The organism is Sinomonas albida, from assembly GCF_004919045.1.
Classification (GTDB): Bacteria; Actinomycetota; Actinomycetes; order Actinomycetales; family Micrococcaceae; genus Sinomonas; species Sinomonas albida.
On the sequence record NZ_SWDW01000004.1, the window covers coordinates 151,976 to 176,850 of the forward strand.

General features: G+C 71.1%; 22 protein-coding genes. 17 read left to right on the plus strand and 5 right to left on the minus strand.

All coding sequences use genetic code 11. The annotated features are described in order from the left end of the window. Positions 1 to 37: 37 nt before the first annotated feature. A complete protein-coding gene (gene sepH, locus E6A26_RS05360; RefSeq protein ID WP_234865078.1) occupies positions 38 to 1,567 on the minus strand; it encodes a septation protein SepH in 1,530 nt (509 codons plus the stop codon). Positions 1,568 to 1,801: 234 nt separating this feature from the next. Between sepH and E6A26_RS05365 the strand changes: the two genes are divergently transcribed. Next, a complete protein-coding gene (locus E6A26_RS05365; RefSeq protein ID WP_043122976.1) occupies positions 1,802 to 2,101 on the plus strand; it encodes a DUF4193 domain-containing protein in 300 nt (99 codons plus the stop codon). Between the two features lie 40 nt (positions 2,102 to 2,141). Here E6A26_RS05365 and E6A26_RS05370 read toward each other — a convergent pair whose 3' ends face one another. After that, the gene (locus E6A26_RS05370; protein WP_136610168.1) at positions 2,142 to 2,621 is read right to left on the minus strand and encodes a DUF3093 domain-containing protein; all 480 of its coding nucleotides are present in this window, start codon (positions 2,619 to 2,621) and stop codon (positions 2,142 to 2,144) included. Positions 2,622 to 2,747: 126 nt separating this feature from the next. Between E6A26_RS05370 and dut the strand changes: the two genes are divergently transcribed. The 4 genes from dut (at position 2,748) to E6A26_RS05390 (ending at position 5,085) form a co-directional block, all read left to right on the plus strand. After that, the gene (gene dut, locus E6A26_RS05375) at positions 2,748 to 3,260 is read left to right on the plus strand and encodes a dUTP diphosphatase (RefSeq protein ID WP_407695364.1); all 513 of its coding nucleotides are present in this window, start codon (positions 2,748 to 2,750) and stop codon (positions 3,258 to 3,260) included. A gap of 68 nt (positions 3,261 to 3,328) precedes the next feature. Beyond that, positions 3,329 to 4,045, plus strand: coding sequence for a DUF3710 domain-containing protein (locus E6A26_RS05380; RefSeq protein WP_136610169.1), 717 nt, complete (start codon positions 3,329 to 3,331; stop codon positions 4,043 to 4,045). Next, entirely contained in the window at positions 4,038 to 4,355 is a 318-nt protein-coding gene (locus E6A26_RS05385; RefSeq protein WP_234865080.1) for a single stranded DNA-binding domain-containing protein, read from the plus strand. Before E6A26_RS05380 ends, E6A26_RS05385 begins: the two co-directional genes overlap by 8 nt. 1 nt (position 4,356) lies before the next feature. Next, positions 4,357 to 5,085 (plus strand): DUF3159 domain-containing protein, encoded by a 729-nt coding sequence (locus E6A26_RS05390; protein ID WP_136610170.1) that lies wholly within the window; start codon positions 4,357 to 4,359, stop codon positions 5,083 to 5,085. A gap of 33 nt (positions 5,086 to 5,118) precedes the next feature. Here the strand turns inward: E6A26_RS05390 and E6A26_RS05395 are convergent, their stop codons facing one another. Continuing rightward, positions 5,119 to 5,838, minus strand: a complete 720-nt coding sequence (locus E6A26_RS05395; protein ID WP_136610171.1) for a potassium channel family protein — start codon at positions 5,836 to 5,838, stop codon at positions 5,119 to 5,121. Further along, a complete protein-coding gene (locus E6A26_RS05400) occupies positions 5,835 to 6,509 on the minus strand; it encodes a potassium channel family protein (RefSeq protein WP_136610172.1) in 675 nt (224 codons plus the stop codon). The genes E6A26_RS05395 and E6A26_RS05400 overlap by 4 nt, the downstream gene beginning before the upstream one ends. A 90-nt stretch (positions 6,510 to 6,599) precedes the next feature. On the opposite strand from E6A26_RS05400, the gene E6A26_RS05405 reads away from it, so the two are divergent. The 12 genes from E6A26_RS05405 (at position 6,600) to E6A26_RS05460 (ending at position 22,600) form a co-directional block, all read left to right on the plus strand. Further along, on the plus strand, positions 6,600 to 8,573 hold the full coding sequence (locus E6A26_RS05405; RefSeq protein WP_136610173.1) for an APC family permease: 1,974 nt from the start codon (positions 6,600 to 6,602) through the stop codon (positions 8,571 to 8,573). Further along, positions 8,570 to 9,928, plus strand: coding sequence for a class I SAM-dependent RNA methyltransferase (locus E6A26_RS05410; RefSeq protein WP_234865081.1), 1,359 nt, complete (start codon positions 8,570 to 8,572; stop codon positions 9,926 to 9,928). Before E6A26_RS05405 ends, E6A26_RS05410 begins: the two co-directional genes overlap by 4 nt. Before the next feature lie 314 nt (positions 9,929 to 10,242). Continuing rightward, positions 10,243 to 13,092, plus strand: coding sequence for an aconitate hydratase (locus E6A26_RS05415; RefSeq protein ID WP_136610175.1), 2,850 nt, complete (start codon positions 10,243 to 10,245; stop codon positions 13,090 to 13,092). A 153-nt stretch (positions 13,093 to 13,245) separates the two neighbouring features. Continuing rightward, the gene (gene dxs, locus E6A26_RS05420) at positions 13,246 to 15,228 is read left to right on the plus strand and encodes a 1-deoxy-D-xylulose-5-phosphate synthase (RefSeq protein WP_136610176.1); all 1,983 of its coding nucleotides are present in this window, start codon (positions 13,246 to 13,248) and stop codon (positions 15,226 to 15,228) included. Beyond that, positions 15,225 to 15,857, plus strand: a complete 633-nt coding sequence (locus E6A26_RS05425; RefSeq protein ID WP_136610177.1) for a DUF402 domain-containing protein — start codon at positions 15,225 to 15,227, stop codon at positions 15,855 to 15,857. Before dxs ends, E6A26_RS05425 begins: the two co-directional genes overlap by 4 nt. After that, complete coding sequence (locus E6A26_RS05430; RefSeq protein WP_136610178.1) at positions 15,854 to 16,411, plus strand: hypothetical protein; 558 nt, start codon at positions 15,854 to 15,856, stop codon at positions 16,409 to 16,411. The genes E6A26_RS05425 and E6A26_RS05430 overlap by 4 nt, the downstream gene beginning before the upstream one ends. Positions 16,412 to 16,471: 60 nt before the next feature. After that, the gene (locus E6A26_RS05435) at positions 16,472 to 17,449 is read left to right on the plus strand and encodes an aldo/keto reductase (RefSeq protein WP_136610179.1); all 978 of its coding nucleotides are present in this window, start codon (positions 16,472 to 16,474) and stop codon (positions 17,447 to 17,449) included. A 70-nt stretch (positions 17,450 to 17,519) separates the two neighbouring features. Continuing rightward, complete coding sequence (locus E6A26_RS05440; RefSeq protein WP_136610272.1) at positions 17,520 to 18,542, plus strand: nucleoside hydrolase; 1,023 nt, start codon at positions 17,520 to 17,522, stop codon at positions 18,540 to 18,542. A 117-nt stretch (positions 18,543 to 18,659) separates the two neighbouring features. After that, positions 18,660 to 19,496, plus strand: a complete 837-nt coding sequence (locus E6A26_RS05445) for an ECF transporter S component (protein WP_136610180.1) — start codon at positions 18,660 to 18,662, stop codon at positions 19,494 to 19,496. 157 nt (positions 19,497 to 19,653) lie between these two features. Next, positions 19,654 to 20,388: an energy-coupling factor transporter transmembrane component T family protein gene (locus E6A26_RS05450; protein WP_268815214.1), complete on the plus strand. Its 735-nt coding sequence runs from the start codon at positions 19,654 to 19,656 to the stop codon at positions 20,386 to 20,388. Then, the gene (locus E6A26_RS05455) at positions 20,385 to 21,902 is read left to right on the plus strand and encodes an ABC transporter ATP-binding protein (protein WP_136610182.1); all 1,518 of its coding nucleotides are present in this window, start codon (positions 20,385 to 20,387) and stop codon (positions 21,900 to 21,902) included. Before E6A26_RS05450 ends, E6A26_RS05455 begins: the two co-directional genes overlap by 4 nt. Before the next feature lie 77 nt (positions 21,903 to 21,979). Beyond that, entirely contained in the window at positions 21,980 to 22,600 is a 621-nt protein-coding gene (locus E6A26_RS05460; protein WP_136610183.1) for a hypothetical protein, read from the plus strand. A 124-nt stretch (positions 22,601 to 22,724) separates the two neighbouring features. Here E6A26_RS05460 and E6A26_RS05465 read toward each other — a convergent pair whose 3' ends face one another. Further along, positions 22,725 to 24,875 (minus strand): 3-hydroxyacyl-CoA dehydrogenase NAD-binding domain-containing protein, encoded by a 2,151-nt coding sequence (locus E6A26_RS05465; protein WP_136610184.1) that lies wholly within the window; start codon positions 24,873 to 24,875, stop codon positions 22,725 to 22,727.

Sequence of the window (24,875 nt, forward strand, 5' to 3'; positions counted from 1 at the left end):
AAACGTGGACGTGCCGCTCGCGGCGGCGTGAGGCCTGCTACTCGCCCTTCGTGCCGAAGACGATCTCGTCCCAGCTCGGGATCGAGGACCGCTTGGACCGCGACGAGCGGCGCGCAGGTTCGGGGACCGGCTCCGGGCTCGTCCCGTGCTCGGCGGAGGCCTCGTCGGCGTGTGAGCGCCCCGGCGCGGAGCCTGCGGACGCCGAGGATGCGGATGCCTCGGTCGCGCTGTCCGTGGTGCCCCCCGATCGGGTCTTGTCGCCGCGGCCCTCGCGGGGCCGGAGCCGTTCGGCGGTCGGTTCGCCCCGCGCGTCGTCGGGCTCCGGGTTGGCGTCGGTCCGTGCGGCGTCCTCCTCGCCGGAGTCCGAGCCGCTCCTGCCTGCGCGGCCATCGCGCCCCGGGCCGTCGAGGGGCGACGTGGGACCCGGCACGATGGTGATCTCCCGAGTCGCCGAGCTCAGCCCGGGGGCGAGCCTCAGGTGGCTGTCCTCGGACCCGCGGACCGGTTCGTCGACGCGCGGGAGACGCGGGAAGAGCGAGGTGATTCCGTCGCGGACCGGCTCGAGGCGCCGGGGGCGGGGCTCGTCGTCGTGCTCGGGTCCCTGCCGCGAGGGGCGCTCGGGCTCGGCCTCATGGGGCCGGGAGGGGCGCTCGGGACCAGCGTCAGCTTTGCGCGAGGGGCGCTCGGGGGCGCCGTCCGCCGGCCGCGGGTGGGCAGCCGGGATGCCTTGGGTGAGGAGGAGGGCTAGGGCGTCGTCCGCGTCTTCGTCGACGCCGAGCCGCTGCCCTCTGCGTGCCCTCAGCATGTCGAGGAGATCCGTCTCGGGATCCCGCCGCTCGGGCTGCTGCTCCGAGTGCTGCGGCTCCTCCTCGACATCGAAGGGACGGTCCACGATCGAGAGCCGGCGCGGGGAGGTGGGCCCGTCGATGGTCTCGAGCTCGCTGAGCTGCTGCGCCCAGCGATTGGCGTTCGCAACGCTGCGCCGCACGGGGTTGTAGGTCCACGTCGCGGGCGGCTCCTCGCCGATCGAGGAGGGCGTGCCGTCGGGAAGCTCGAAGCGGGCCACAACGGTCCAGAGCCCGTCCCGGCGGCGCCACGAGTCCCACTCGACCCGGGACGCATTCACGCCGTAGACGGCGAGCCGGTGGGACACGACGTCGCCGAGGTGAGCGGGGCCTTCGCCGAACTCCGCTGCGAACGCCGAATGCGCTGGGGGAGTGATGCCGACCTCGCACGCCTGGGCCAGCCTCACCACGTGTTCGCGCTCAGCGAGCACGGGCGACTCGAATCGCTGGACCCGGGCGAGCGGGATGCCGGAAGCTTCCGCGATGCTCTCGGCGGTCGCGCCGGCGCGGATCTCGGCCTGAATCTCGCGGGGCGTCATGTTGGCAGCGCCGGACGGCGCGGGACGCTGCGGCGCGGGGCGCGCGACGGCCCGGCGCAGGGCTTCATCGAGGGGGAGCCGGAAATCTGCGCCCGACCCGGCGCTCAGCAGAAGGTGCTGCCCGTCGTCGTGCACGCCGACGAGGCGAAGTTCCTGCAGATTGTCCTGCGGTTGCTCCCGCATTGAAGCCTCCAGCTTGCCTAGTCCTCCACAGAACAATGCCATCTCCGGCCCCGGATTACCGGGCATTCACTCGGTGTGCCGCGACTTCCCACGTACACGAGTGGCATTTCGGACTCCGATCGGGAACAATCTCTCCGTCACTGGGCACAAAATGGGGGCCGAGTGCGTTAGAGAGTGGACTACGTGGAGTGACCACGTGACAGTAGCGAGTAACCGGAGCGTGAACGAATAACTATGGCGACCGACTACGATGCGCCGCGCAAGAACGAAGAAGAGCTCAACGAGGATTCCATCGAAGAGCTGAAGACGCGGCGCACGGACAAGCAGTCCGCCTCGGTGGATGAGGATGAGGCAGAGGCCGCGGACAGCTATGAGCTCCCCGGCGCCGACCTTTCCGGCGAGGAGCTGCTGGTCCGTGTCCTGCCCGCCCAGGCGGACGAATTCACGTGCGCTTCGTGTTTCCTGGTGCGACACCGGTCCCAGATTGCCCGCGAGAAGAACGGGCTCTACTACTGCAAGGAGTGCGAGGGCTGAGCCCTCGCACCAAGCGCACTGCGCGCAGGCTGGGCCGGGCTCAGCCCTTCGAGGCGGTCAGGGCGGCGACGAGCCGTTCTGGCCGCCTCGTCGATACGAGCCAGTAGGGCGTGGGATCCTCCGGGTCGGAGAGATCGACGCGGACCACGGGATTGATCCAGCCACGTATGCAGAGGTAGGCCCTCCCGTCGAGCCGCACCCCGCGCTCGGCGGTTGCCTCGTCGCCCGCGAAGCCTTCGGCGGCAGCGACGAACTCCCGCGGCAGCGCCGCGCGGCCGGCCCGGAAGTCGCTGGCCGTCACGACGACCGATGGGGTCGTTGCCAGCAGGGTCCCGCTCAGCACGAGGAAGACGACGACGGCGCCCGTGAACCCTGCGGCGACGCTGATCGGCGCCAGGACCAGGATGCACGCGGCCGAGATGCCCAGCACCACGACCCAGACCCACCAGGAGGGCCACAGCCGCTCGCTGTAGACGTGGTCCGCGGACGCACGCGGTTGAGGGGAAGGCGAATCAGGCATGGCCTTAGCTTTCCACCTCGCGCGCGAGAGCACCAAAGCAGCGCGACCAGAGCAGCGCGGCGGACGGGACGGCCGCACGCCGCCCGTCACGGCTGGCAGGCGCCGCCGAGCCGATACAGTGGGTAGGTGACTGCAGCCCAGACGACCGACGACTCCGTGGCCAACGCCGCGTCCGCCCAGGAGTGGCAGCCCTCCCTCGACATCGAAGTGGTGATGCTCGACGACGGCCTCCCCGCGCCGTCGTACGCTCACCCCGGCGACGCAGGCGCGGACCTGTGCTCGCGCATCGATTTCTCGCTCGCCCCCGGCGAGCGGCTCCTCGTGCCCACGGGCGTCAGCATCGCCCTCCCGTTCGGGTTCGTCGCGCTCATCCACCCGCGCTCTGGGCTCGCGACGCGGCACGGCCTCACGGTCGTGAACGCGCCGGGGACGGTGGACGCCGGGTATCGCGGCGAGATTGCCGTGACGCTGCTGAACACGGACGCGCGCGAGACACTGAGCCTGCGCCGCGGCGATAGAATTGCCCAGATGGTAATCCAGCGCGTCGAGCACGCGCGATTCGTCTCCGTCGACTCGCTCTCCGAGACGGCGCGGGGGACCGGCGGCTTCGGCTCCACCGGGGGATTCGGGGCGCAGTAGCGCCTGCACGTCACGGGGCACGCGCAATGGGCAGCGCCCTGGACGGCTGACTTAAGGAGTTTGTTGACGTGCTGTTCGGACGTGGCAAGAACGCCAAGCTGACCGCCGAGGATCCGTCGGTCCTCGGCGCCGCCGAGCGCAGCCCCGAGGCTGACAAGAGCGGCTATGGCCGCGCCGCGAAGGGGCCGTTCGACGCGAGCGAGCGGGACACCGCGGTCGGCTACGTGGACCTCGGTGCGCTCCTCATCCGTCCCGTCGAGGGGCTCCAGATCCGCCTTGAGGTCGAGGAGGCCACCCGCCGCGTCGTTGCGGTGACGATGGACCTCAACGGCTCGAGCCTTCAGGTCCAGGCGTTCGCCGCTCCCCGCACCGAGGGCCTCTGGAGTGAGATCCGCGCTCAGATCGCGCAGTCGGTGGCGAGCCAGGGCGGGACCGTGGAGGAGATCGAGGGCAGCTTCGGGCCCGAACTCGTCGCGAAGCTCCCGACCTCGACGGCGGACGGCCGCCGCGGCCACCGCGTGGCCCACTTCATGGGCGTGGACGGCCCGCGCTGGTTCCTGCGCGGGGTCATCTCCGGCAACGCGGTCATGGACCGCGCGGCCGCCGAAGAGCTCGAAGAACTCTTCCGCTCGGTCGTCGTGGACCGCGGCGAGTCGCCGCTCCCCCCGAGTGAGCTGCTTCCCCTCCGGCTCCCGGTCGAGCCGGGCCAGTCCGAGCAGGCCGTCAACGGCGCGCAGGGCCCGTCCGCGCCCGAGCGGGGCCCGGAGATCACCCATCTTGGCTGATCGCTCCGCCCCCGTGCTCCTCGACTTCCTGAACCTTCCGGAACGGGAGTTCGTCGCGGGGGAGGGGGTCATCCGCTCGGTGACCTTCGTCTCGCCGTCTGAGGCGCCGAGCTTCAGCGCCGTGATCGAATCGGCAGACGCGCCGCGCCCCGGCCGCGGGCCGTCGATCCGGCTCATCTGGCTAGGGCGCCGGCAGATTCCGGGAATTGGGGCGGGCACACTCCTGCGCTTCGCCGGAATGCTGTCCGAGCGCCATGGAGAGCCGACCATCTACAACCCTCGCTACGAGATCCTGGCCAAGGAGGACTGACATGGAGTCCGAGAGTCGGCCTACCCCGGACGGCCGCGCCGAGCGCGAACCGGGCGTCGCAGACCTCGCCGCGGCGTATGCCGCCAAGGCGGGCCTTCATCGCCACGACGACGGGCGGATCGACGTGCTGCGCAGCGCGGGCGGGATCCGCGGCGTGCTCGAGAGCGTCCTTCCGGGCCTCGTGTTCCTCGTCGCGTTCACGGTCCTCCGAGACCTCGTCCTCTCGGCAGTCCTCGCCGTCGCGGTGGCGGCCGTGTTCGTCGTCGTTCGGCTCGTGGGGCGGACCACGCCCACGCAGGCGTTCGCCGGCGTCGCGGGAATCGCGGTGTCCGCAGCCCTCGCCCTCTTCACCGGCAAGGCGCAGGACTTCTACATCACGGGCTTCCTCACGAACGCGGCCTACATCGTCGCGCTGTCCCTCTCCGTGGCCGTGCGGTGGCCCCTCATGGGCGTGCTGTTCGGCTTCCTGCGGAACGAGGGCCTCCACTGGCGGCAGGACCGTCAGCGCGCGCGGCAGTACCGCCTCGGCACGTGGATCATGGTGGCCGTCCTGGCGCTGCGACTCGTCGTCGAGGTCCCGCTCTACCTCGCGGGCGACGCTGGCGTCGTCGCGCTCGGCGCCATGCGGCTCATCCTGGGCATCCCGCTCTACGCCCTGGGGATCTGGCTCGCGTGGCTCGTCTCGCGTCCCCTTCCGGGCACCGAGCGGACGGACGACGCGCGGGCCTAGCATCGCGCTGTCGTCTCACCTGCGCCGTCGGTTTCAGCCGTCGAAGCCGTCGTGCTCGCCCTGGTCGCTCCTGAGCTCGTCCGACTCTTCCGCGCTCCCGGGGGCGAGCAGCGCGCGCAGCTCGTCCTCCGCCGCGATGGTCGTGACGAAGAAGAGCTCGTCGCGGTGGTCCACGACGTCGTCCACGCTCGGCGTGATGGGCGCCTGGTCGCGCACGATCGCGACGAGGGTCGCGTCCGCGGGCCACTGGATCTGGCCCACGGTGCGACCGATGAGGTCCGAGTGCTGCGGGACCGTGAACTCGACGAGGGAGGCGACGCCGGTCTGGAGCGTGAGCAGGCGCACGACGTCGCCGATCTCGACGGCCTCCTCGACGAGGGCCGTCATGAGCCGCGGCGTGTTGACGGCGACGTCGACGCCCCACGAGCCGTCGAACATCCAGTCGTTCTTGGGGTTGTTGACGCGGCCCACGGTGCGCCCCACGCCGAACTCGGTCTTTGCGAGGAGCGACACGACGAGGTTGACCTTGTCGTCGCCCGTCGCGGACACGACGACGTCAGCCTCGCCGACCTTGGCTTCCTTGAGCGTCGAGAGCTCGCACGCGTCCCCCACGAGCCACTTCGCGCCGCGGAGGCCGCTGCGGCCGATCACCTCCGGCTTGGGGTCGATGAGGAGGACCTCGTGCCGGTGGGCCAGGAGCTCGCGCGCGATCGACGAGCCGACGCTTCCGGCGCCGGCGATGATGACCTTCACATGCCCTCCTTGGCGGGCGGCGCCGCGAGGAGGCGGGCCACTTCTGACGAGTCGTCGAGGCGCATCATGACGTGGACCGTGTCGCCCTCCTGATAGCTGGTCCCAGGGCCCGGCAGGATGCCCTCGCCGAAGCGGGTGAGATAGGAGACGCGCACGGGCGCCGCCTTCTCGATTGCTGCGATGGGGTGGCCGAGCCACGCCGGGTCCAGAGTGACCTCAGTCAGAACGAGGCGCCCCGACGCGTCGCGGAAGTCGCCGGCGATGCCGGCCTCGGGCAGGATGCGGCGAAGCACCTGGTCGGCGCTCCAGCGGACGGCCGCGACCGTGGGAATGCCGAGGCGCTGGTAGATCTCGGCGCGGCCTGGGTCGTAGATGCGGGCCACGACGTGGGGCACGTGGAACGTCTCCCGGGCCACACGCGTCGCGAGGATGTTCGAGTTGTCGCCGCTCGAGACGGCCGCGAACGCGTACGCCTCCTCGATGCCCGCGTGCCGCATCGTTTCGCGGTCGAAGCCGATCCCGGTGACCTTGCGTCCGCCGAACGTGCGGCGGAGTCGCCGGAAGGCCCGGTCGTCCTGATCGATGATGGCCACGGAGTGGCCCGAGTCTTCGAGCGTGTGGGCGAGGGAGACGCCGACGCGCCCGCATCCCATGATGACGTAGTGAGCCACAGGCCCAATCTACCGAATCCGCGAGGCGCCCCGGGCCGCGGCGGGTGAGTGGACTATGACTTGACCTGCCGGAGCGCATACCGTGTCAGGGTGCTGCAGATACTCAACGCGGTCAAACGGGTGCTCGTCGGACGCCCTTTCCGCAACGACAAGTTGAGCCACACGCTCCTTCCGAAGCGGATCGCGCTGCCGATCTTTGCCTCGGATGCGCTCTCCTCCGTCGCGTATGCCCCGGATGAGATCCTTCTCACGCTCGCCCTCGCGGGTGTGGGCGCGGTGGCACTGTCGCCGTGGGTGGGCATCGCGGTGATGCTCGTCCTCCTGACGGTCGTCGCGTCGTATCGGCAGAACGTCCACGCGTACCCTTCGGGCGGCGGCGACTACGAGATCGCGACCACGAACCTTGGGCGGTTCGCGGGCCTCACGGTCGCGTCGGCCCTCCTCGTGGACTACGTGCTCACGGTGGCGGTGTCGATGTCGTCGGCGGCAAACTACCTCACGACCGCGATCCCCGCCTTCGAGGGGAAGCAGGCGGTCATCGCCGTCGTCGGCGTCCTGGTCCTCGCCCTCGTCAACCTGCGCGGCGTCAAGGAGGCTGGCACGGTCTTCGCCGCCCCGACATACATCTTCATGGTCTCGATCATCGGCATGACGCTCGTGGGGCTCGTCCAGTTCCTCACGGGCAACCTGCATCCCGCAGCGAGTGCGGGGTTCCAGATCGTGCCGTCCTCCGAGTTCAACTCGGGTCTCGTTGGCCTCGCGGGCGGATTCCTGCTGCTCCGCGCCTTCTCCTCGGGCGCCGCGGCACTCACCGGCGTCGAGGCGATCAGCAACGGCGTGCCGAACTTCCGGCCGCCCAAGAGCTCGAACGCAGCGAAGACGCTGCTTCTGCTCGGCACCGTCGCCGCCGGGATGCTCGCGGGCATCCTGTTCCTCGCCAACGCGACGCACGTTCACCTCGCGCAGGACCCCACGAGCGAGCTTCTGCAGAACGGCCAGCCGCTCCCGGCCGACTATGTGCAGACTCCGGCGATCGGCCAGATCGCGGACGCTGTGTTCGGAAGCGGAAGCATTGCCTTCTACATCGTCGTCGCCGCGACGGGCGTGATCCTCGTGTTCGCGTCCAATACGGCGTTCAACGGCTTCCCGATCCTCGGGTCGATCCTCGCCCAGGACGGCTACCTCCCGCGCCAGCTGCGCACGCGCGGCGACCGGCTGGCGTTCAGCAACGGCGTGATCCTGCTCGCCGCCGGGGCGCTCGTGCTCATCATCGCGTTCGACGCGGACGTCACGAAGCTCATCCAGCTCTACATCGTGGGCGTCTTCGTCTCGTTCACCGCGAGCCAGCTCGGGATGATCCGGCACTGGACGCGCGAGCTCCAGCGGGTCAAGGACCGCCAGACCCGCCAGCGCATTATGCGCTCGCGCGTAGTCAACTCGATCGGCTTCGGGATGACGGCGACCGTGCTCGTGATCGTCCTCATCACGAAGTTCGAGCACGGTGCGTGGATCGCGATCCTCGCGATGTTCGTCCTGTTCCTCATCATGTGGAGCATCCACGCGCACTACGCCAACGTGGCGCGCGAGCTCGCGGTCGGCGACGACGCCTCGGCCCGGGCCCTGCCGAGCCGCGTGCACGCGGTCCTCCTCGTCTCCCACGTGCGCAAGCCCGTGCTGCGGGCGCTCGCGTACGCGCGGGCGTCCCGACCGTCCCGGCTCGATGCGGTGACCGTGGACATCAGCCCCGAGGAGACCGCGCAGACCGTCGAGGACTGGCAGAAGCTCGACATCCCGGTGCCGCTCACCGTGCTCGCAAGCCCCTACCGAGAGACGGTCACGCCGCTCCTCGATTACATCGACGGGATGCGCCGCGAGTCGCCGCGGGACCTCATCGTCGTGTACATCCCGGAATACGTGGTCGGCAAGTGGTGGGAGCAGCTTGTGCACAACCAGACGGCGCTGCGCATCAAGGCGCGCCTGCACTTCGAGCCCGGCGTCATGGTGGCGAGCGTCCCGTGGCAGCTCAAGTCGTCCGAGGACGCGCGGAAGCTGCAGGAGCTGTGAGCGGCGCACTCGAGCTCAGGCTCGGCCCGATCGCCCACGGCGGCCACACGGTGGCCCGGCATGAAGGCCGGGTCATCTTCGTGCGCCACGGCATCCCGGGCGAACTCGTCCGCGCCCGCCTCACGGAGTCCGATGAGGGCAAGCGCTTCTGGCGCGCCGACGTGGTCGAGGTGCTCGGGCCCTCGCCCGCGCGGCGGCCGCATTTCTGGGCGCCCGCGGACTCGCCTGCCGCGTACGCCGCGGGCACGGTCCCCGTGGGCGGCGCCGAGTTCGGCCACATCGAGCTCGCCGAGCAGCGCCGCCTCAAGGCCGCTGTGGTGCGCGAGCAGCTCACGCGGCTCGCGCACCTCGAGCTTGAGGTAGAGGTCGAGGCTGTCCCGGTCGGGGACGCCGGCCCGACCGCCGGCCGCGGCGAGGGCTCGGGGCACGCCGCGGACGACGACGGCCTCCACTGGCGGACGCGGTGCAGCTTCGCGGTGGACGCCTCCGGACGCCTCGCGATGCACGCCCATCGCTCGGAGGCGACCGTCCCGGTGCAGGACATGCCGCTCGCCGTCGATGGAATCGAGCGCCTGGGGCTCTGGGACGCCGACCTGTCGGGCGTCGCGCGGGTCGAGGTCGCCGCGCCCGCCTCCGGGACCACGCCGCTCGTAGTCCTCACGCTCTCGGAAGACGTCCCGTCGAACCGCCTGCGCGAGCTTCTCGACGCGATCGACGGCGACGCCTCCGTGAGCGTCGTCGACCCGACGGGCGGCGCGCCCCTCACGCTCCGCGGCCGCGGCTCGGTCGCCGAGGAGGCCGGAGGGTTCCACTACACCGTGACGGGCGAGGGGTTCTGGCAGATCCACCGGCGTGCCCCCGAGACGCTCATGGCCGCGGTCCTCGACGCGGTGCGTCCCGTGCTGGGGGAGGGCGGCTCTGCGGCCGACCTCTACGCTGGGGCGGGCCTGTTCACGGCACCGCTCGCTTCGATCGTCGGCCAGTCGGGATCCGTCCTCTCCGTCGAGGGGTCTCCCGGGACGAGCCGCGACGCCCGCCGCACCTTCAAGCGCGAGCGGCACGTCGACGTCGTCCAGGGCCGCGTCGAGCGCGTGCTGCGACAGCACGCTGGGGCGAGCTTCGACGCCGTCGTCCTCGACCCTCCGCGCGCCGGCGCCGGGCGCGAGGTGGTGCGCCAGCTTGTGGCCGCCGCGCCGCGGGCCGTCGCCTACGTCGCGTGCGATCCCGCGTCCTTTGCGCGGGATCTTGGCTGGTTCCGCGAGGCGGGGTGGTCCCTCGAGTGGCTGCGCGCGTTCGACTTGTACCCGCATACGCACCATGTGGAAACGGTCGCGCTGCTGACGCCCGGCGCCTGAGCCCGCCCCGATCAGGGTGGGGATGGGTGCGAACGGTCGCGCTGCTGACGCCCGGCGCCTGAGCCCGCCCCGATCAGGGTGGGGATGGGTGCGAACGGTCGCGCTGCTGACGCCCGGCGCTTGAGCCCGCGCCAAGAGAACTGGGCTGGAGCGCATGTGACGGGTCGGCCTGCGCGGGTAGGGATCCCTCGAACTAGGATGGGCAGTGGCGCAGGGAGCCAGACCGCGCACGATGCAAGCTAGCTAAGGCTTACCTAACTAGCAACGGCACTTCCGCGCGGCAAAGATGGCAGTGTTGCGAGAGGAGTGGTGCATTGAGCACTGTGGACAGCTTCGGATCCAAGGGCGTACTGAACGTCGGCGGCACCGATTACGAAATTTTCCGACTGAGCGCGGTGGAGGGCTCGGAGTCCCTCCCGTTCAGCCTCAAGGTTCTCCTTGAGAACCTTCTCCGCACCGAGGACGGTGCCAACATCACCGCTGATCACGTGCGCGCTCTGGCTGGCTGGGATCAGAATGCCCAGCCGAGCACGGAGATCCAGTTCACGCCGGCCCGCGTCATCATGCAGGACTTCACGGGTGTTCCCTGCGTGGTCGACCTCGCGACGATGCGCGAGGCCATCAAGGACCTCGGCGGCGACCCTGAGCGCGTCAACCCGCTGGCTCCGGCCGAGCTTGTGATCGACCACTCGGTGCAGATCGACGTGTTCGGCAACGCCGGCGCGATCGAGCGGAACATGGAGATCGAGTACCAGCGCAACGGCGAGCGGTACCAGTTCCTCCGCTGGGGCCAGACGGCGTTCGAGGACTTCAAGGTCGTCCCGCCGGGCATGGGCATCGTGCACCAGGTCAACATCGAGTACCTGGCCCGCACGATCATGACGCGTGAGGTCGAGACGCCGGACGGCAAGGTCCTCCGCGCCTACCCCGACACGCTCGTGGGCACCGACTCGCACACGACCATGGTCAACGGCCTCGGCGTCCTCGGCTGGGGCGTCGGCGGCATCGAGGCCGAGGCCGCGATGCTGGGCCAGCCCGTCTCGATGCTCATTCCGCGCGTCGTGGGCTTCAAGCTCTCCGGCTCGATCCCCGCCGGCGCGACCGCGACGGACGTCGTCCTCACGATCACCGAGATGCTCCGCAAGCACGGCGTGGTGGGCAAGTTCGTCGAGTTCTACGGCGACGGCGTCGCGGAGGTTCCGCTCGCGAACCGCGCGACGATCGGCAATATGAGCCCCGAGTTCGGCTCGACCGCCGCGATCTTCCCGATCGATCAGGTCACGCTCGACTACCTGCGTCTCACGGGACGTTCCGAGGAGAACCTCGCGCTCGTAGAGGCGTACACGAAGGAACAGGGCCTCTGGCACGACGCCTCCCACGAGCCGCGCTTCTCCGAGTACCTCGAGCTGGACCTCTCGACGGTGGTCCCGTCGATCTCCGGCCCGAAGCGCCCGCAGGACCGCATCGAGCTCTCCGACGCGAAGGAGCAGTTCCGCAAGGACCTGCACAACTACGTCGAGGTCGGCGACGGACACGTCGTGGACGGCACGGTCGACGAGTCGATCGACGAGTCCTTCCCGGCCTCGGACGCTCCCTCCACGACTCAGGCTGACAGCTATGCCCACGAGACGGCCCGGCTCCAGAACCCGATCGAGTCGGCCGCGAGCGGTGCGTTCGGGCGCCCGTCGCAGCCGGTTCAGGTCAAGATGTCGGACGGCCGCGAGTTCGAGCTCGACCACGGCGCGGTCTCGATCGCCTCGATCACGTCCTGCACCAACACGTCCAACCCGTCGGTGATGCTCGCTGCGGCGATCCTGGCCCGCAACGCCGTCGAGAAGGGCCTTGCGTCGAAGCCGTGGGTCAAGACCTCGGTTGCGCCGGGCTCGAAGGTCGTCACCGACTACTACGACAAGTCGGGCCTGGTGCCTTACCTCGAGAAGCTCGGCTTCTACACGGTGGGCTACGGCTGCACGACGTGCATCGGCAACTCGGGCCCGCTCGAGACGGAGATCTCGGAGGCCGTCCAGGCCCACGACCTCTCGGTCACGTCGGTCCTCTCGGGCAACCGCAACTTCGAGGGCCGCATCAACCCTGACGTGAAGATGAACTACCTCGCGTCGCCGCCGCTCGTTATCGCCTACGCCCTCGCCGGCACGATGGACTTCGACTTCGAGTCGGAGCCCCTCGGCCAGGACCAGGACGGCAACGACGTGTTCCTGAAGGACATCTGGCCGAACCCGACCGAGGTCCAGCAGGTCATGGACGCCTCGATCGACCAGGACATGTTCACGAAGTCCTACGCGACGATCTTCGACGGCGACGAGCGCTGGAAGTCGCTCCCGACGCCGACCGGCTCGACGTTCGAATGGAGCGACGACTCGACCTACGTCCGCAAGCCCCCGTACTTCGAGGGCATGAAGGCCCAGCCGGACGCGGTCACGGACATCGAGGGCGCGCGCGTGCTGCTCAAGCTCGGTGACTCCGTCACGACGGACCACATCTCCCCGGCCGGCTCCTTCAAGTCGGAGACGCCGGCGGGCCAGTACCTCCTCGCCCACGGCGTCGAGCGGAAAGACTTCAACTCCTACGGCTCGCGCCGCGGCAACCACGAGGTCATGATCCGCGGCACCTTCGCGAACATCCGCATCAAGAACCAGCTGCTCGACGGCGTCGAGGGCGGGTTCACGAAGGACTTCACGCAGGACGGCGCGCCGCAGGCCTATGTCTACGACGCCGCGATGAACTACCAGGCGGCTGGCACGCCGCTCGTGGTTCTGGCCGGCAAGGAGTACGGCTCCGGTTCGTCCCGTGACTGGGCCGCGAAGGGCACCGCGCTGCTGGGCGTCAAGGCCGTCATCGCCGAGAGCTACGAGCGAATCCACCGCTCGAACCTCATCGGCATGGGCGTCCTGCCGCTCCAGTTCCCCGCCGGCGAGTCCGCCGGGACGATCGGCCTCACGGGCAACGAGGTGTTCTCCTTCCAGGGGATCACGGCGCTCAACGAGGGCACCACGCCGGAGACCGTCAAGGTGACCGCGAAGGCGGAGGACGGCAGCGCGAAGTCCTTCGACGCCGTCGTGCGCATCGACACGCCAGGCGAGGCGGACTACTACCGCAACGGCGGAATCCTGCAGTACGTGCTGCGCCAGATCTCCGCGAAGTGACGCACTAGCTGCGCGGGCCGGAGCCACGGCCAGCGGAGTCTGCGAGGGCCCCCACCGCATCGGTGGGGGCCCTCGCGCGTCCCAGCCCGATCCGGGCTGCGCGGGGGCAAGGCGCTACAGTGGGTTGAGCACGTTTCGAGCAAGGAGCCGCCGTTGGGCATTCTGGAGAGCATCCGGGGACCGCAGGACCTCGACCGCCTCACATCCCAGGAGCTGACGGATCTGGCAGAAGAGATCCGCCGGTTCCTCATCCGCAACGTCGCGCAGACCGGGGGGCATCTGGGCCCTAACCTCGGTGTCGTCGAGCTGACGCTCGCGATCCACCGCGTCTTCGACTCGCCACGCGACAGCATCGTCTTCGACACGGGGCACCAGTCGTACGTCCACAAGCTCGTCACCGGGCGGCAGGACTTCTCGACGCTGCGCCAGCAGGGCGGCCTGTCGGGCTACCCGTCGCGCGCCGAGAGCGAGCACGACATCGTCGAGTCCTCGCACGCTTCGTCCTCCCTCTCGTGGGCCGACGGCATCTCCAAGGCGCGCAAGCTGACGGGTCAGGGCGACCGCTCCACGGTGGTCGTGGTGGGCGACGGCGCGCTCACGGGCGGCATGGCCTGGGAGGCGCTCAACAACATTGCCGCTGACAAGGACCGCCGCGTGGTCATCGTGGTCAACGACAACGGCCGCTCGTATGCGCCGACGGTCGGCGGCTTCGCAGACTACCTCGCCTCCCTGCGCCCCGCGATCGACGCCGTGCGCACGGCAGCGGTGTACGAGGGAACGCTCGCGTTCTGGAAGAAGCGCCTCCAGGAGGGCGGCCCCGTGGGCCGTTTCGCGTACAAGGGCCTCCACGCCGCGAAGAAGGGCGCCAAGGACTGGTGGGCGCCCCAGGGCATGTTCGAGGACCTCGGCCTCAAGTACATCGGTCCCGTGGACGGGCACGACGAGCGCGCGCTCGAGAACGCCCTGACCACCGCCAAGCACTTCGCGGGCCCCGTCATCGTCCACGCGATCACGGAGAAGGGCCGCGGCTACGCGCCGGCGCGCGCCAACGAAGAGGACCAGTTCCACGCGGTCGGCGTGATCGATCCCGTCACCGGGGAGCCCGTGGCCGCCGCCGGGGCTGCGTCGTGGACGAGCGTCTTCGCCGAGGAGATCGCGGCGATCGCGGACGAGCGTCCCGACGTCGTGGGCATCACCGGCGCGATGCTGATCCCGGTGGGCCTGCACAAGTTCGCCGCCCGGCATCCCGACCGCGTCTTCGACGTCGGCATCGCGGAGCAGCACGCCATGACGAGCGCGGCCGGCATGGCGTTCGGCGGCCTGCACCCTGTCGTCGCCGTGTACTCCACGTTCCTCAACCGCGCGTACGACCAGCTCCTCATGGACGTCGCGCTGCACAAGGCCGGCGTGACGATCGTCCTCGACCGCGCGGGCGTGACCGGGCCCGACGGCGCGAGCCACCATGGGCAGTGGGACATGGCGCTGGTCCAGAGCGTGCCCGGCCTCCACCTCGCGGCGCCCCGCGACGCGACCCGCCTCCGGGAAGAGCTCCGCGAGGCCGTCGCCGTCTCCGACGCACCGACCGTGGTGCGGTTCTCGAAGGGCAACGTGGGCCGCGAGACCGAGGCGTCGGAGCGGCTCGCCGACGGCGTCGACGTGCTGCGCCGCACGGGGGCGCGGGCTCCCGGCCAGCCCGGAGCCGACGTCCTGCTCGTCGCGGTGGGCGCGATGAGCGATCTGGCGCTCGACATCGCGGAGCGCCTCGACCACCAGGGCATCAGCTCGACGGTTGTGGACCCGCGCTGGGTCTTGCCTGTGCCGAAGAGCGTCATCCGCCTCGCGGCCGACCATCGGATCGTCGTCTGCCTCGAGGACGGCGTCCGCGCTGGCGGCGTCGGCTCGCGGATCCGTCAGGAGATGCGGGCGGCGGGCGTCGACACGGCGCTCAACGAGGTGGGCCTGCCGGTCGAGTTCCTCGACCACGGCACGCGGTCCGAGGTGCTCGCCAGGATCGGGCTGACGGCCCAGCAGGTCACGCACGACATCGTCGCGCAGGTCCTCGGCACGAAGGTCCCGTTCGCGCGGCCCCTGCCCGGGCAGACGGCGCCGCGCACGGGAAGCCTCCCGCAACTGTGAGCCAGCCTGCGTCGGCCCGGTCGGTACCGAGTCGCACGGCGGCGCCCACCGAGGCCGACCTCCCGCGCGTGGGGGATCTCGTCGTCGCCCGCAACCGCAAGTGGAACGGCGCGGCCCATTGGGTCGTGCCCGGCGTCGCCCTCGGCGAGGACGAGCACGGCTGGTGGATCTACCAGGGCAGCGGCGAGTTCATCTCGCGCCCCGGCATGGCGCTGCACACCCGCACGGACGCGGTGCTGTTCGTGCCGCGCGAAGGGGCCTACGCGGCGACCTTCTACGACGACGCGAATCCGGGGGAGTTCCGCGTCTACGTGGACCTCGCGTGGGACCTTGAATGGCATCGCATCCGGGGGTCGGCGTCGGACGGCCGCGGCGCTGTCGAGTTCCACATGGTCGACATGGATCTCGACGTCATCCGCTCGGCCGTGAACGGCGTCTTCGTGGACGACGAGGACGAGTTCGAGGAGCATGGCGCGAGCATGGACTACCCGGAATGGCTCGTGGCAGCCGTCCGGGACGAATGCGGCCGCCTTGTGGCGGCCGTGACGGAGGGCTATGGCCCGTTCGGCGGTGTCGCCGAGGAATGGCTGGCCCGCGGACGCGAGGCCGCGAGAGAGGACCACGAATGAGCTTCCTGCGCGTCTACCGCCGCGGCGACGACGGCACCTTGGAATTCAGGGAGGCCTGGCACGACGACGACGCGGACCAGTTCGTGGTCAACCACGGCACCGTGGGCCACGTCTCGACGACGGAGGCCACGGACGACGTCGACGCTGCCGCCGCCGAGGCGCTCCTCGCCGCCTTCGCTGCCCAGTGCGGAGAGGACGGCTACGCGGAGATTCCGGACGCGGAGCAGCACCGCGTCGTGGCGCAGTTCGCCCTCAAGTCCCAGGACGGCACGGAGCGCGACCGGTTCCTCGAGCGCCAGGCCGTGGGGGCCCTTTCAGCGCACCTCGCGTGGCGCGGGCTTGGGACGGTCGAGGGGAGCGAGATCGGCGGCGGCCGCCTCACGATCTTCACGCGCTGCGTCGACGCCAACAAGGCCGTGGCCGCCGTCAAGTCGTGCCTGCGGGAGGCGACGAGTGACTTCACGAAGCTCTCGATCGCGGTCGCGGGGCCGGACGCGCCCGATGCGTTCAAGCTCAAGCACGCGCCGTCGGGAGTGCGCAGCTTCACGCTCTGACTGGGTTGGCCCGCTCCCGGCCGCGCCGGCTGGCCCCCACCCCGCGAGTAGGCTGGCCGTATGACTGATTACCGCCGCCTGGGCCATTCCGGGCTGACCGTGTCCACCGTCGGCCTCGGGTGCAACAACCTCGGCCGTGCGAACACCCCCACGGAGTCCCAGGAAGGGACCAACGCCGTGGTCCACGCCGCAATCGAAGCGGGGATCACGCTCTTCGACGTCGCCGACGTCTACGGCAAGACCCCCGGCCTGAGCGAGCAGATGCTCGGCCAAGCGCTCAAGGGGCGCCGCGACGATGTCGTGGTGGCCACGAAGTTCGGCATGGACATGCGCGGCGCGAACGGCAACGACTTCGGCGCGCGCGGCTCGCGCCGGTATATCCGTCAGGCCGTCGAGGCCTCGCTGCGGCGCCTCGACACCGACTGGATCGACCTGTACCAGTTCCACACCCCCGATCCGCTCACGCCCATCGAGGAGACGCTCGCCGCGCTCGACGACCTCGTGCACGAGGGCAAGGTCCGGTACGTGGGCCACTCGAACCGCAGCGGCTGGCAGATCGCCGAGGCCGAATTCGTGGCGCGGATGGGCGGCTACACGCCGTTCGTCTCGAGCCAGAACCACTACAACCTCCTGGACCGCCGCGCAGAGCTCGAGGTCACGGAAGCGGCCGAGGCCTACGGCCTGGGCGTGCTCCCGTACTTCCCGCTCGCGAATGGCCTGCTCACGGGCAAGTACTCGCGGGGGACCGCGCCGGAGGGCTCGCGGCTCTCGCACTCGCGCACCAACCTCGTCCACGACGCCGACTGGGACCAGCTCGACCGCTTCTCGGCCTTCGCGGAGGAGCGCGGTCTCACCGAGCTCCAGGTCGCGTTCTCGTGGCTCGCCGCGCAGCCGTCGGTCGGAAGCGTCATCGCGGGCGCGACGCGCCCCGAGCAGATCCGCGAGAACGCCGAGGCCGCCTCGTGGCAGCCGAGCGCCGAGGACCTCGCCGAGCTCGACGAGATCTTCCCGCGGACGCCCAAGGTCGCCCTGTTCTGAGCGCGCTGCCGTGACCACCTCGCTCAACCCCGCCGCGAGGCCGGTGCTGCATGAGCCGCGCCGTGAGCCCGTGTCGCTTCTCCTCGACTGCGACACGGGCATCGACGACGCGCTCGCCCTGATCTACCTGTGCAGCCAGCCGCACGTCGAGCTCGTCGCGGTGACGAGCACGCCGGGCAACGTCGACGCGGACCAGGTGGCACGCAACAACCTTGCGCTTCTCGAGCTGTGCGGCCGGCCGGACGTTCCGGTCGCCGTCGGGGCGCGGGCGCCGTTGCGCGTCCCCCTCGTCACGACGCCGGACACGCATGGGCCGCAAGGCATCGGCTACGCCGAGCTCCCACAGGCCCGTCGCACGCTCGAGCCGAGCGACGCCGTCGACCTCTGGATCGAGGCCGCGCGCTCGCGCCCGGGCGAGCTGACCGCGCTCCTCACGGCGCCCCTGACGAACTTCGCGCTCGCGCTGCGGGCCGAGCCACGGCTGCCCGAACTGCTCAAGGGAGTCGTGATCATGGGCGGTGCGTTCTTCTATCAGGGCAACACGACGCCGACTGCCGAATGGAACACCCACGTGGACCCGCACGCAGCGGCCGAGGTCTTCGCGGCGTTCGCCGGGCAGCCCGAGGACCGGCTGCCGATCGTGTGCGCGCTCGAGACGACCGAGCGCATCGAGATGCATCCCGAGCACCTGGCCGCGCTCGCGGAGGCGGCCGGTTGCAACGAGCCCGAACTCGTGCGCCCGGGCGACGCCGGGGGCCTGCGCAGCCGCGCGCGGAACGGGCTCGTGCGGCACGTGAGCGACATGCTGCGCTTCTACTTCGAATTCCACCGGCTGTACGACCAGGGCTACGTGGCCCACGTCCACGACTACTTCGCGGCGACCGTCGCTGCCGGGACCACCCGGTTCGCGACGCGGACGGCGACGGTCCACGTCGAGACCGAGGCGCCGAGGCTCGTGGGGACCACGGTCGCGGACTTCCGCGGGCTCTGGGGGGAGGCCCCGAACGCGCGCATCGTGAGCGAGAACGAGCCGGCCGCGGCGTTCGCCGAGTTCGTCAGTTCGGTCGGGGCGCTCGCGCGACGCCTCGGCTAGACTCGCAACCGGCCCTACGAGGGCCTCCGCCGAGGTGACATGAGGCGGAACCCAGTCCATCCGCAGCATCGAAGGCCGCCATCAAAGGCCTTCCCACATCGAAGGACATCGCCAGCCATGTCACATCAGCTCACGGTTGATGCGCCCCGCCGTTCGCCCTTGAGGACCTTCCTCACGATCCTCGGCGTCGCGGCCGTCGTCGCGACCTACGCGTTCCTCATCGTCTCCGAGCCCGCCGACGTCGTGAACGGACCCTCCGCCTCGTCGGCCCTCGTGGCGCTCGTCGGCTTCGGCCTCGCCATGGTGCTGCTCTTTGCCGGCATCCTTCCGACGCTGCCGACCACGACGCTTGCGCTCATCCCCGTGGCGCTCGTGCTCAACATCGTGCTCGGCCAGTTCGTCGGGAGCACGCTCGTCCCGATCTACCTCGACTCCATCGGCACCGTTCTCGTGGGCTACCTCGCGGGGCCCTCGGCCGGCGCCACGACCGGGCTGCTGAGCAACCTCGTCTGGTCGTTCTTCAACCCCTCGGTCCTGCCGTTCGCCGCGGGTGCCGCGGCCATCGGCGCCCTCGCGGGTCTCTCCGCGCGCCTCGGGATCGTCCGCCGCTTCTACCTCGTGCCGATCGCGGGACTCGTGACGGGCTTCGTCGCGGCCGCCATCGCGGCGCCCATCGCGGTGATCGTCTTCGGCGGCACGGCGACGGGCGCGACAGGTGCCATCATCGCCCTCTTCCGTGCGGCCGGCGAGGGGCTCGTCCAGTCGGTCACGACCGGCGCCTTCACCTCGGATCTCCCTGACAAGCTCGTGACGTTCTCCGTCGCCGCGGCCTTGGCGTACGCGCTCCCGCGGCGCAGCACGCAGCGCTTCGAGTTCGTGCGCCGGTACCGCGTCCTCGCGGGCGCCAAGCGCACGGGGGAGCCGGCGGACAGCAAGGCGGCTCCGGCTGCCTGAGCTTCCCTCGCATCATCCCGAGCCGGACGACGGCGGGATCCCCGGCGGCCAGACCTCCGACGGCCAGACCCCTGACGGCCAGACCTCCGGCGGGACCCCCGACGGCCAGACCCCCGACGGCGGCCCGCAGCGGCGGCGCCTGAATCCGCTGACAGGCCTGGCCCTCGCAGGTTCGGGGGCCGTCGCGTGCCTCGCGTGGGCGGACTGGGCGGTGTGGCTCGCCGTGCTCGCGGCGTCCCTCGGCGCCGCCGCGGCGGGGCGGGTGCTCGGGAAGGCCGTCACCGCGGCGCTCGTCGTCGTCGTGCCCTTTGCGCTGTGGGCCCTCGCGATCCACGGGCTGTTCTTCCCGGAGGGCCGGACCGTCCTCGCCGCATTCGGCCCGGCGCGGGTCACGGCGGAAGGCCTCGCCTACGCTGGCGGGATCGTCCTGCGCACGGCCGCCCTCGTCGTCGTCATGCTTGCCTTCTCGACATGGGTCGAGGTGCCGGTGCTCCGGGCCGCGCTCGTTCGGCGCGGCGTGCCGGCTCAGCTCGGGTACGTGCTCTCGACCGCCCTCGGCCTCGCCTCGACCGTCGCGGAACGCCTCGAGCGGATCCGTGAGGCGCAGGAGGCTCGCGGGCTCGTTGTGCGGCAGAGCCTCCCAGGCCGTATCGTCGCGGCGCGGCTGCAGGTGGTTCCGCTCGTCCTCCAGCTTGTCGACGAGGCCGGCGAGCGGGCCCCGGCGCTCGAGGCCCGCGGCCAGGCTCTGCCGGGCCGCCGGACGTCGTACGTCGACGAGCCAGATTCGCGCGCCCAGCGCGCGCTGCGCTGGGTCCTCGCGGTGGCGAGCCTCGCCGTCGTCGTCTCCGTGATGGTGCCCGCGGTCGCGGGTGTGCTCGGGGGCGGGCGATGACGCCGGTCCTGACGGCGCACGTGCGCCGCTTCGCGTACGACGACGTCGGGCCGCCTGCCGTGCGCGACGTGCGCCTTGCGCTCGAGCCGGGCTCGCTGGTCGCCGCGCTCGGCGCGTCCGGGAGCGGCAAGTCGACTCTCGCGAAGATCGTCGCCGGGTGGGCGCTTCAAGGCGGCCACGCGCGGTTCGAGGGGACACTGGAGCTCGCTCCGGGGCCGGACGGGCCAGGCGGGCGGCTCGAGTTCTCGGGGAGTCGCGACGATCCCCGGCTGCGGCTTGGAGCGTGGGGCCAGCGGGTCGCCTACGTGCCCCAGCGGCCCGGCGATCTTCTCACCGGTGCTGCCGCGAGCGTGGGGGAGGAGCTTGCGTTCTCGCTCGAACAGCGCGGGGTAGAGCGGGGCGCGATGCGCGAGCGCGTCGTGCGGGCGGCCCGCGCGGTGGGCCTCGGGGAGCTCCTGGAGCGGCATCCCGGCCGGCTCTCGGGCGGCGAGCAGCGCCGACTCGCCCTCGGCTGCGCGCTCGTGGAGCGGCCCGACGTCGTCGTGCTTGACGAGCCGTCGGCCTCGCTCGACGCCGACGGCGCCGAGGCGCTTGCCGAGCTCGTCGACGGGCTCCGCCGGGATGGCGCGGCGGTCGTGATGTTCGCGGCGGCCGTCGACGCCTTGGTTCGGCGCGCGGATCGGTGCCTCCTGCTCGACGGCGGTACCTCCGCCGCCGAGGGCACGCCGGACGAGGTGCTCGCGTCATCGGCGTTCGCCGCGTCGGGGGTCGCTAGCGCGGGCCGGGAGGCGACCGGACCGACGGATGGCCCGGCGGCTCAGGCCCCTGGGGGCCAGGGTTCCCGCCCGCTGGCCGAGCTCGACCGCGTGACGTTCGCGTATGCCCTGGCCCGCGGACATGCCGCACGCCCCGTGCTGGACGGCGCGTGCCTGACGGCCGGCCCCGGCGAGGTCATCGCGCTGACGGGACCGAACGGCGCCGGCAAGTCCACGGCCCTGCGCCACTTCGCTGGGCTCGCGCGGCCGCTCTCGGGCACCGTCCGGATCGGTGGCACCGACATCGCGGGCGTTCCCGCAGGGCGCGTGGCGGCGACGGTCGGGACCCTCTTCCAGGATCCGCGCGATCAGCTCTTCGAGCGGACGGCCCTCCGCGAGGTCTCCTTCGGCCTCGCCGCATTGGGCCTCGCCCGCGATGCGGCGAGGGCGAGGGCGCTTGAAGCGCTCGACGCGGTGGGGCTCGCGCGGCAGGCCGACGTGCACCCCTACGAGCTCTCCTCGTCGGAACAGCGTCTCGTGGCGCTCGCCACGGTCCTTGCGCGCCGGCCCACGGTGCTGCTGCTCGACGAGCCGACCGTGGGGCTCGACGGGCGCGCGCTCGGCCGCCTCGACGCCGCGGTGACGGATGCGGCTCGGGCGGGCTCCGCCGTCGTCCTTTCCACGCACGACCACGCGTGGGCTCGGCGCCGCGCGCATCGCGTCCTGGCCCTCGAGCGCGGGCGCTTCGCGGAGGCGTGACCCGCGCGGGGGCGCGGATTCGTCCGGTAAGGTCGAACGCTGGGGCCACTCCCGGTGGGCGGCCGTCAGGAGGAACAGTGGAGTCGGCATGGGAGCTGTGGGAGAGCTTCTGGGTGGCTGGCGTCCGGCGCGGTGCCGCGGTTCGGCGCTTCGACGGCGAGCTTCTGTCGACCCGCATCGCGTTCGACGACGGCGTCGGCGCTCCGCTCGCGTCCGAGTCTGAGGTCTGGCTCTCCGACAATCGGGAGACATGGAGCCGGCTCCGCTACCGCCAGGAGCCCGGCGGGCTGCGCGCATCGGCGGACCGCGCTGGGGCCGGACTCGGCGTCGATACGCTGCCAGCGAGCGGCGAGTTCCTGCTCCTCTCCCGTCTGGCCGGATCCGGCGAGCGCAGCACGAGCTATCGGCGCGTGGACGAGGCACGCCCCGAGTTCCCCGCGGCGCCCGCCGAGATCCGGCGGCGACCCGCAGAGGGCATCGACCTGCTGGCGGGACGGTCCGTGCTCGCGGAGCGGTTCGACGTCGTGGCCGGGGGCCTGCGCGTCGCGATGCACTGGGCGTTCGACGGCGCGATCGTGCGGAGCGCGTGGGGCGGGGCCCTGCTCTTTGCATGCCGCAGCGAGGCGGATGCGCTCTACGGACTCAATCCCCGCATGGGCGACTTCCTGCGCCACGGATTCGGCGAGCCCCGGCCCTGACCAAGGACCCCGCAACGGGGCGGACGGGACCCCGCAACGGGGCGGACGGGACCCCGCAACGTTGTGGGGTCCCGTCCCTCAGGTTGTGGGGTCGCGTCCCTCAGGTTGCGGGGTCTCTGGCCACTCAGGCGTCCGCGTGGAACTTGCGTCCCGTGACCCGTTCGGACGCGCCGACCCGGTCGAGGTACGGCGTGATGCCGCCCAGGTGCATGGGCCACCCGGCACCGAGGATCATGCACAGGTCCACGTCCTCCGGACCCGCCACGACCCCCTCTGCGAGGAGCAGCCCGATCTCCTCGGCGAGCGCGTCCTCGGCGCGCGTGAGCACCTGCTCCGCCGTCGACGGCGCGTCGCCGAACGTGAGGAGCTCGAGCGTCGACGCCGGGACCTCCTGGCCGCCGTCCGGCGTGGGGGCCCAGAGGCCCTTGATGCCGGCGTCGATGAGCGCCTGCTGGTTGGCCGAAACGTGGAAGCGGTCCCCGAACGCCGCGTGGAGCGACTCGGAGACGTGCTGCGCGACGGGCAGCCCGACCATGGCCGCGAGAGTGAACGGCGTCATGGGCAGGCCCAGCGGCTTGAGGGCCGTGTCCGCGACCTCGGCCGGGGTGCCCTCGTCGAACGTCGCCGTGACCTCGCCCATGAGCCGGAGCAGGACGCGGTTCACCACGAACGCGGCGGCGTCCTTGACGAGGACGGCGGTCTTTCGGAGCGACTTGGCGAGCACGAACGCGGTCGCGAGGACGGCGTCGTCCGTTTCGGGCGCCCGGACAACCTCGACGAGCGGCATGACCGCAACGGGATTGAAGAAGTGGAAGCCCACCACGCGCTCGGGATGCTCAAGGCCCTCGGCCATCGCCGTGACCGAGAGCGAGGACGTGTTGGTGGCGAGGATGCATTCGGGCGAGACGACGGCCTCGACCTCGGCAAAGACCTGCTTCTTGACCGAGAGCTCCTCGAAAACTGCCTCGATGACGAAGTCGGCGTCCGCGAACGCGTCCTTCGAGACCGAGCCGCTGACGAGGGCCTTCGTCCGGTTGGCGGCCCCTGCGGAGAGGCGTCCCTTCGCGAAGAGCTTCTCGATCTCGCCGTGGACGTGGGCCACGCCCTTGTCGACTCGGGCTTGGTCGATGTCCGTCATCACCACGGGCACCTTGAGCTGGCGTGCAAAGAGGAGCGCGAGCTGGCTCGCCATGAGGCCCGCGCCGACCACGCCGACCTTGGTCACGGGTCGCGCGAGCTTCGCGTCCGGTGCACCGGCCGGGCGCTTGGCCCGCCGCTGGACGAGGTCGAGGAACGCGTAGACCGTGTCGCGGAACTGCGGGGTCTGCATGAGGTGAGTGAGTGCCTCGACCTCGAGCTCGGCCGATTCCTCCTGGGTCGCGAGCTTGCCCGCCTCGAACACGTCGAGCACCTTCCCCGGCGCGGGCGCGGCGTCGCCGGTCTTCGCGGCGACGAGGGCGCGCGCGGCCTTCGCCGCAGCGTCCCAGCGCTCGCCCACCGCCGCGTCCGCGGAAGGATCGACGGCGTGCGGACGTTCGACGGCGGTGCGGCCCGCGAGCACGCCGCCCGCCCAGGCGAGGGACTGCTCGAGGAAGTCGGCCGGCTCGAAGAGTGCGTCCGCGATCCCGAGGGAGAACGCCTCCTGGCCGCCGATGGTCCGGTTGTTGCTGAGCGGGTTCTCGATCATGATCTTGAGCCCCGCCTCCGGGCCCGTAAGGCGCGGGAGGCGGTACACGCCGCCCCAGCCGGGCACGAGGCCGATGAACGCCTCGGGGAGGCCCAGCCCGTTCGCGCCGCTCGAGACGGTGCGGTACGTGCAGGCGAGCGCGATCTCGAGCCCGCCGCCCAACGCCACGCCGTTGATGAAGGCGAACGTCGGCACCCCGAGGTCCGCGAGCAGGTCGTAGGCCGCGTGCCCGAGGCGGGCCATCTGGGCGCCGTGCTCCGGCTTGCGCAGCTTCTTGACCGTGGTGAGGTCGGCGCCCGCGACGAGGAAGTAGGGCTTGCCCGTCACCGCGACGGCCTGGATCTCCCCGTCCCGCGCGCGCTCCCGCAGGCCCTCAAGCGTGCGCCCGAGTTCAACGAGCGTGTTGGGTCCGAGGGTCGTGGGCTTCGTGTGGTCGAGGCCGTTGTCGAGGGTGATGAGCGCGATCGTGGCACCCATCTCGCCGCCCGCTCCGGGCAGGACGACGTCCTTCACGAGGGAGTGGGTGACGATCTCGTCGGGGACCTCGGCGACGAGATCGGCGAACTGGTCGAAAAGCGAGGCGGTCAC

Bases quoted from the DNA above. Each gene is read 5' to 3' on its own strand.
- sepH (WP_234865078.1), bottom strand. From the start codon at position 1,567: ATGCGGGAGCAACCGCAGGACAATCTGCAGGAACTTCGCCTCGTCGGC.
- E6A26_RS05365 (WP_043122976.1), top strand. From the start codon at position 1,802: ATGGCGACCGACTACGATGCGCCGCGCAAGAACGAAGAAGAGCTCAAC.
- E6A26_RS05390 (WP_136610170.1), top strand. From the start codon at position 4,357: ATGGAGTCCGAGAGTCGGCCTACCCCGGACGGCCGCGCCGAGCGCGAA.
- E6A26_RS05445 (WP_136610180.1), top strand. From the start codon at position 18,660: ATGTCACATCAGCTCACGGTTGATGCGCCCCGCCGTTCGCCCTTGAGG.
- E6A26_RS05370 (WP_136610168.1), bottom strand. From the start codon at position 2,621: ATGCCTGATTCGCCTTCCCCTCAACCGCGTGCGTCCGCGGACCACGTC.
- E6A26_RS05455 (WP_136610182.1), top strand. From the start codon at position 20,385: ATGACGCCGGTCCTGACGGCGCACGTGCGCCGCTTCGCGTACGACGAC.
- E6A26_RS05435 (WP_136610179.1), top strand. From the start codon at position 16,472: ATGACTGATTACCGCCGCCTGGGCCATTCCGGGCTGACCGTGTCCACC.
- E6A26_RS05430 (WP_136610178.1), top strand. From the start codon at position 15,854: ATGAGCTTCCTGCGCGTCTACCGCCGCGGCGACGACGGCACCTTGGAA.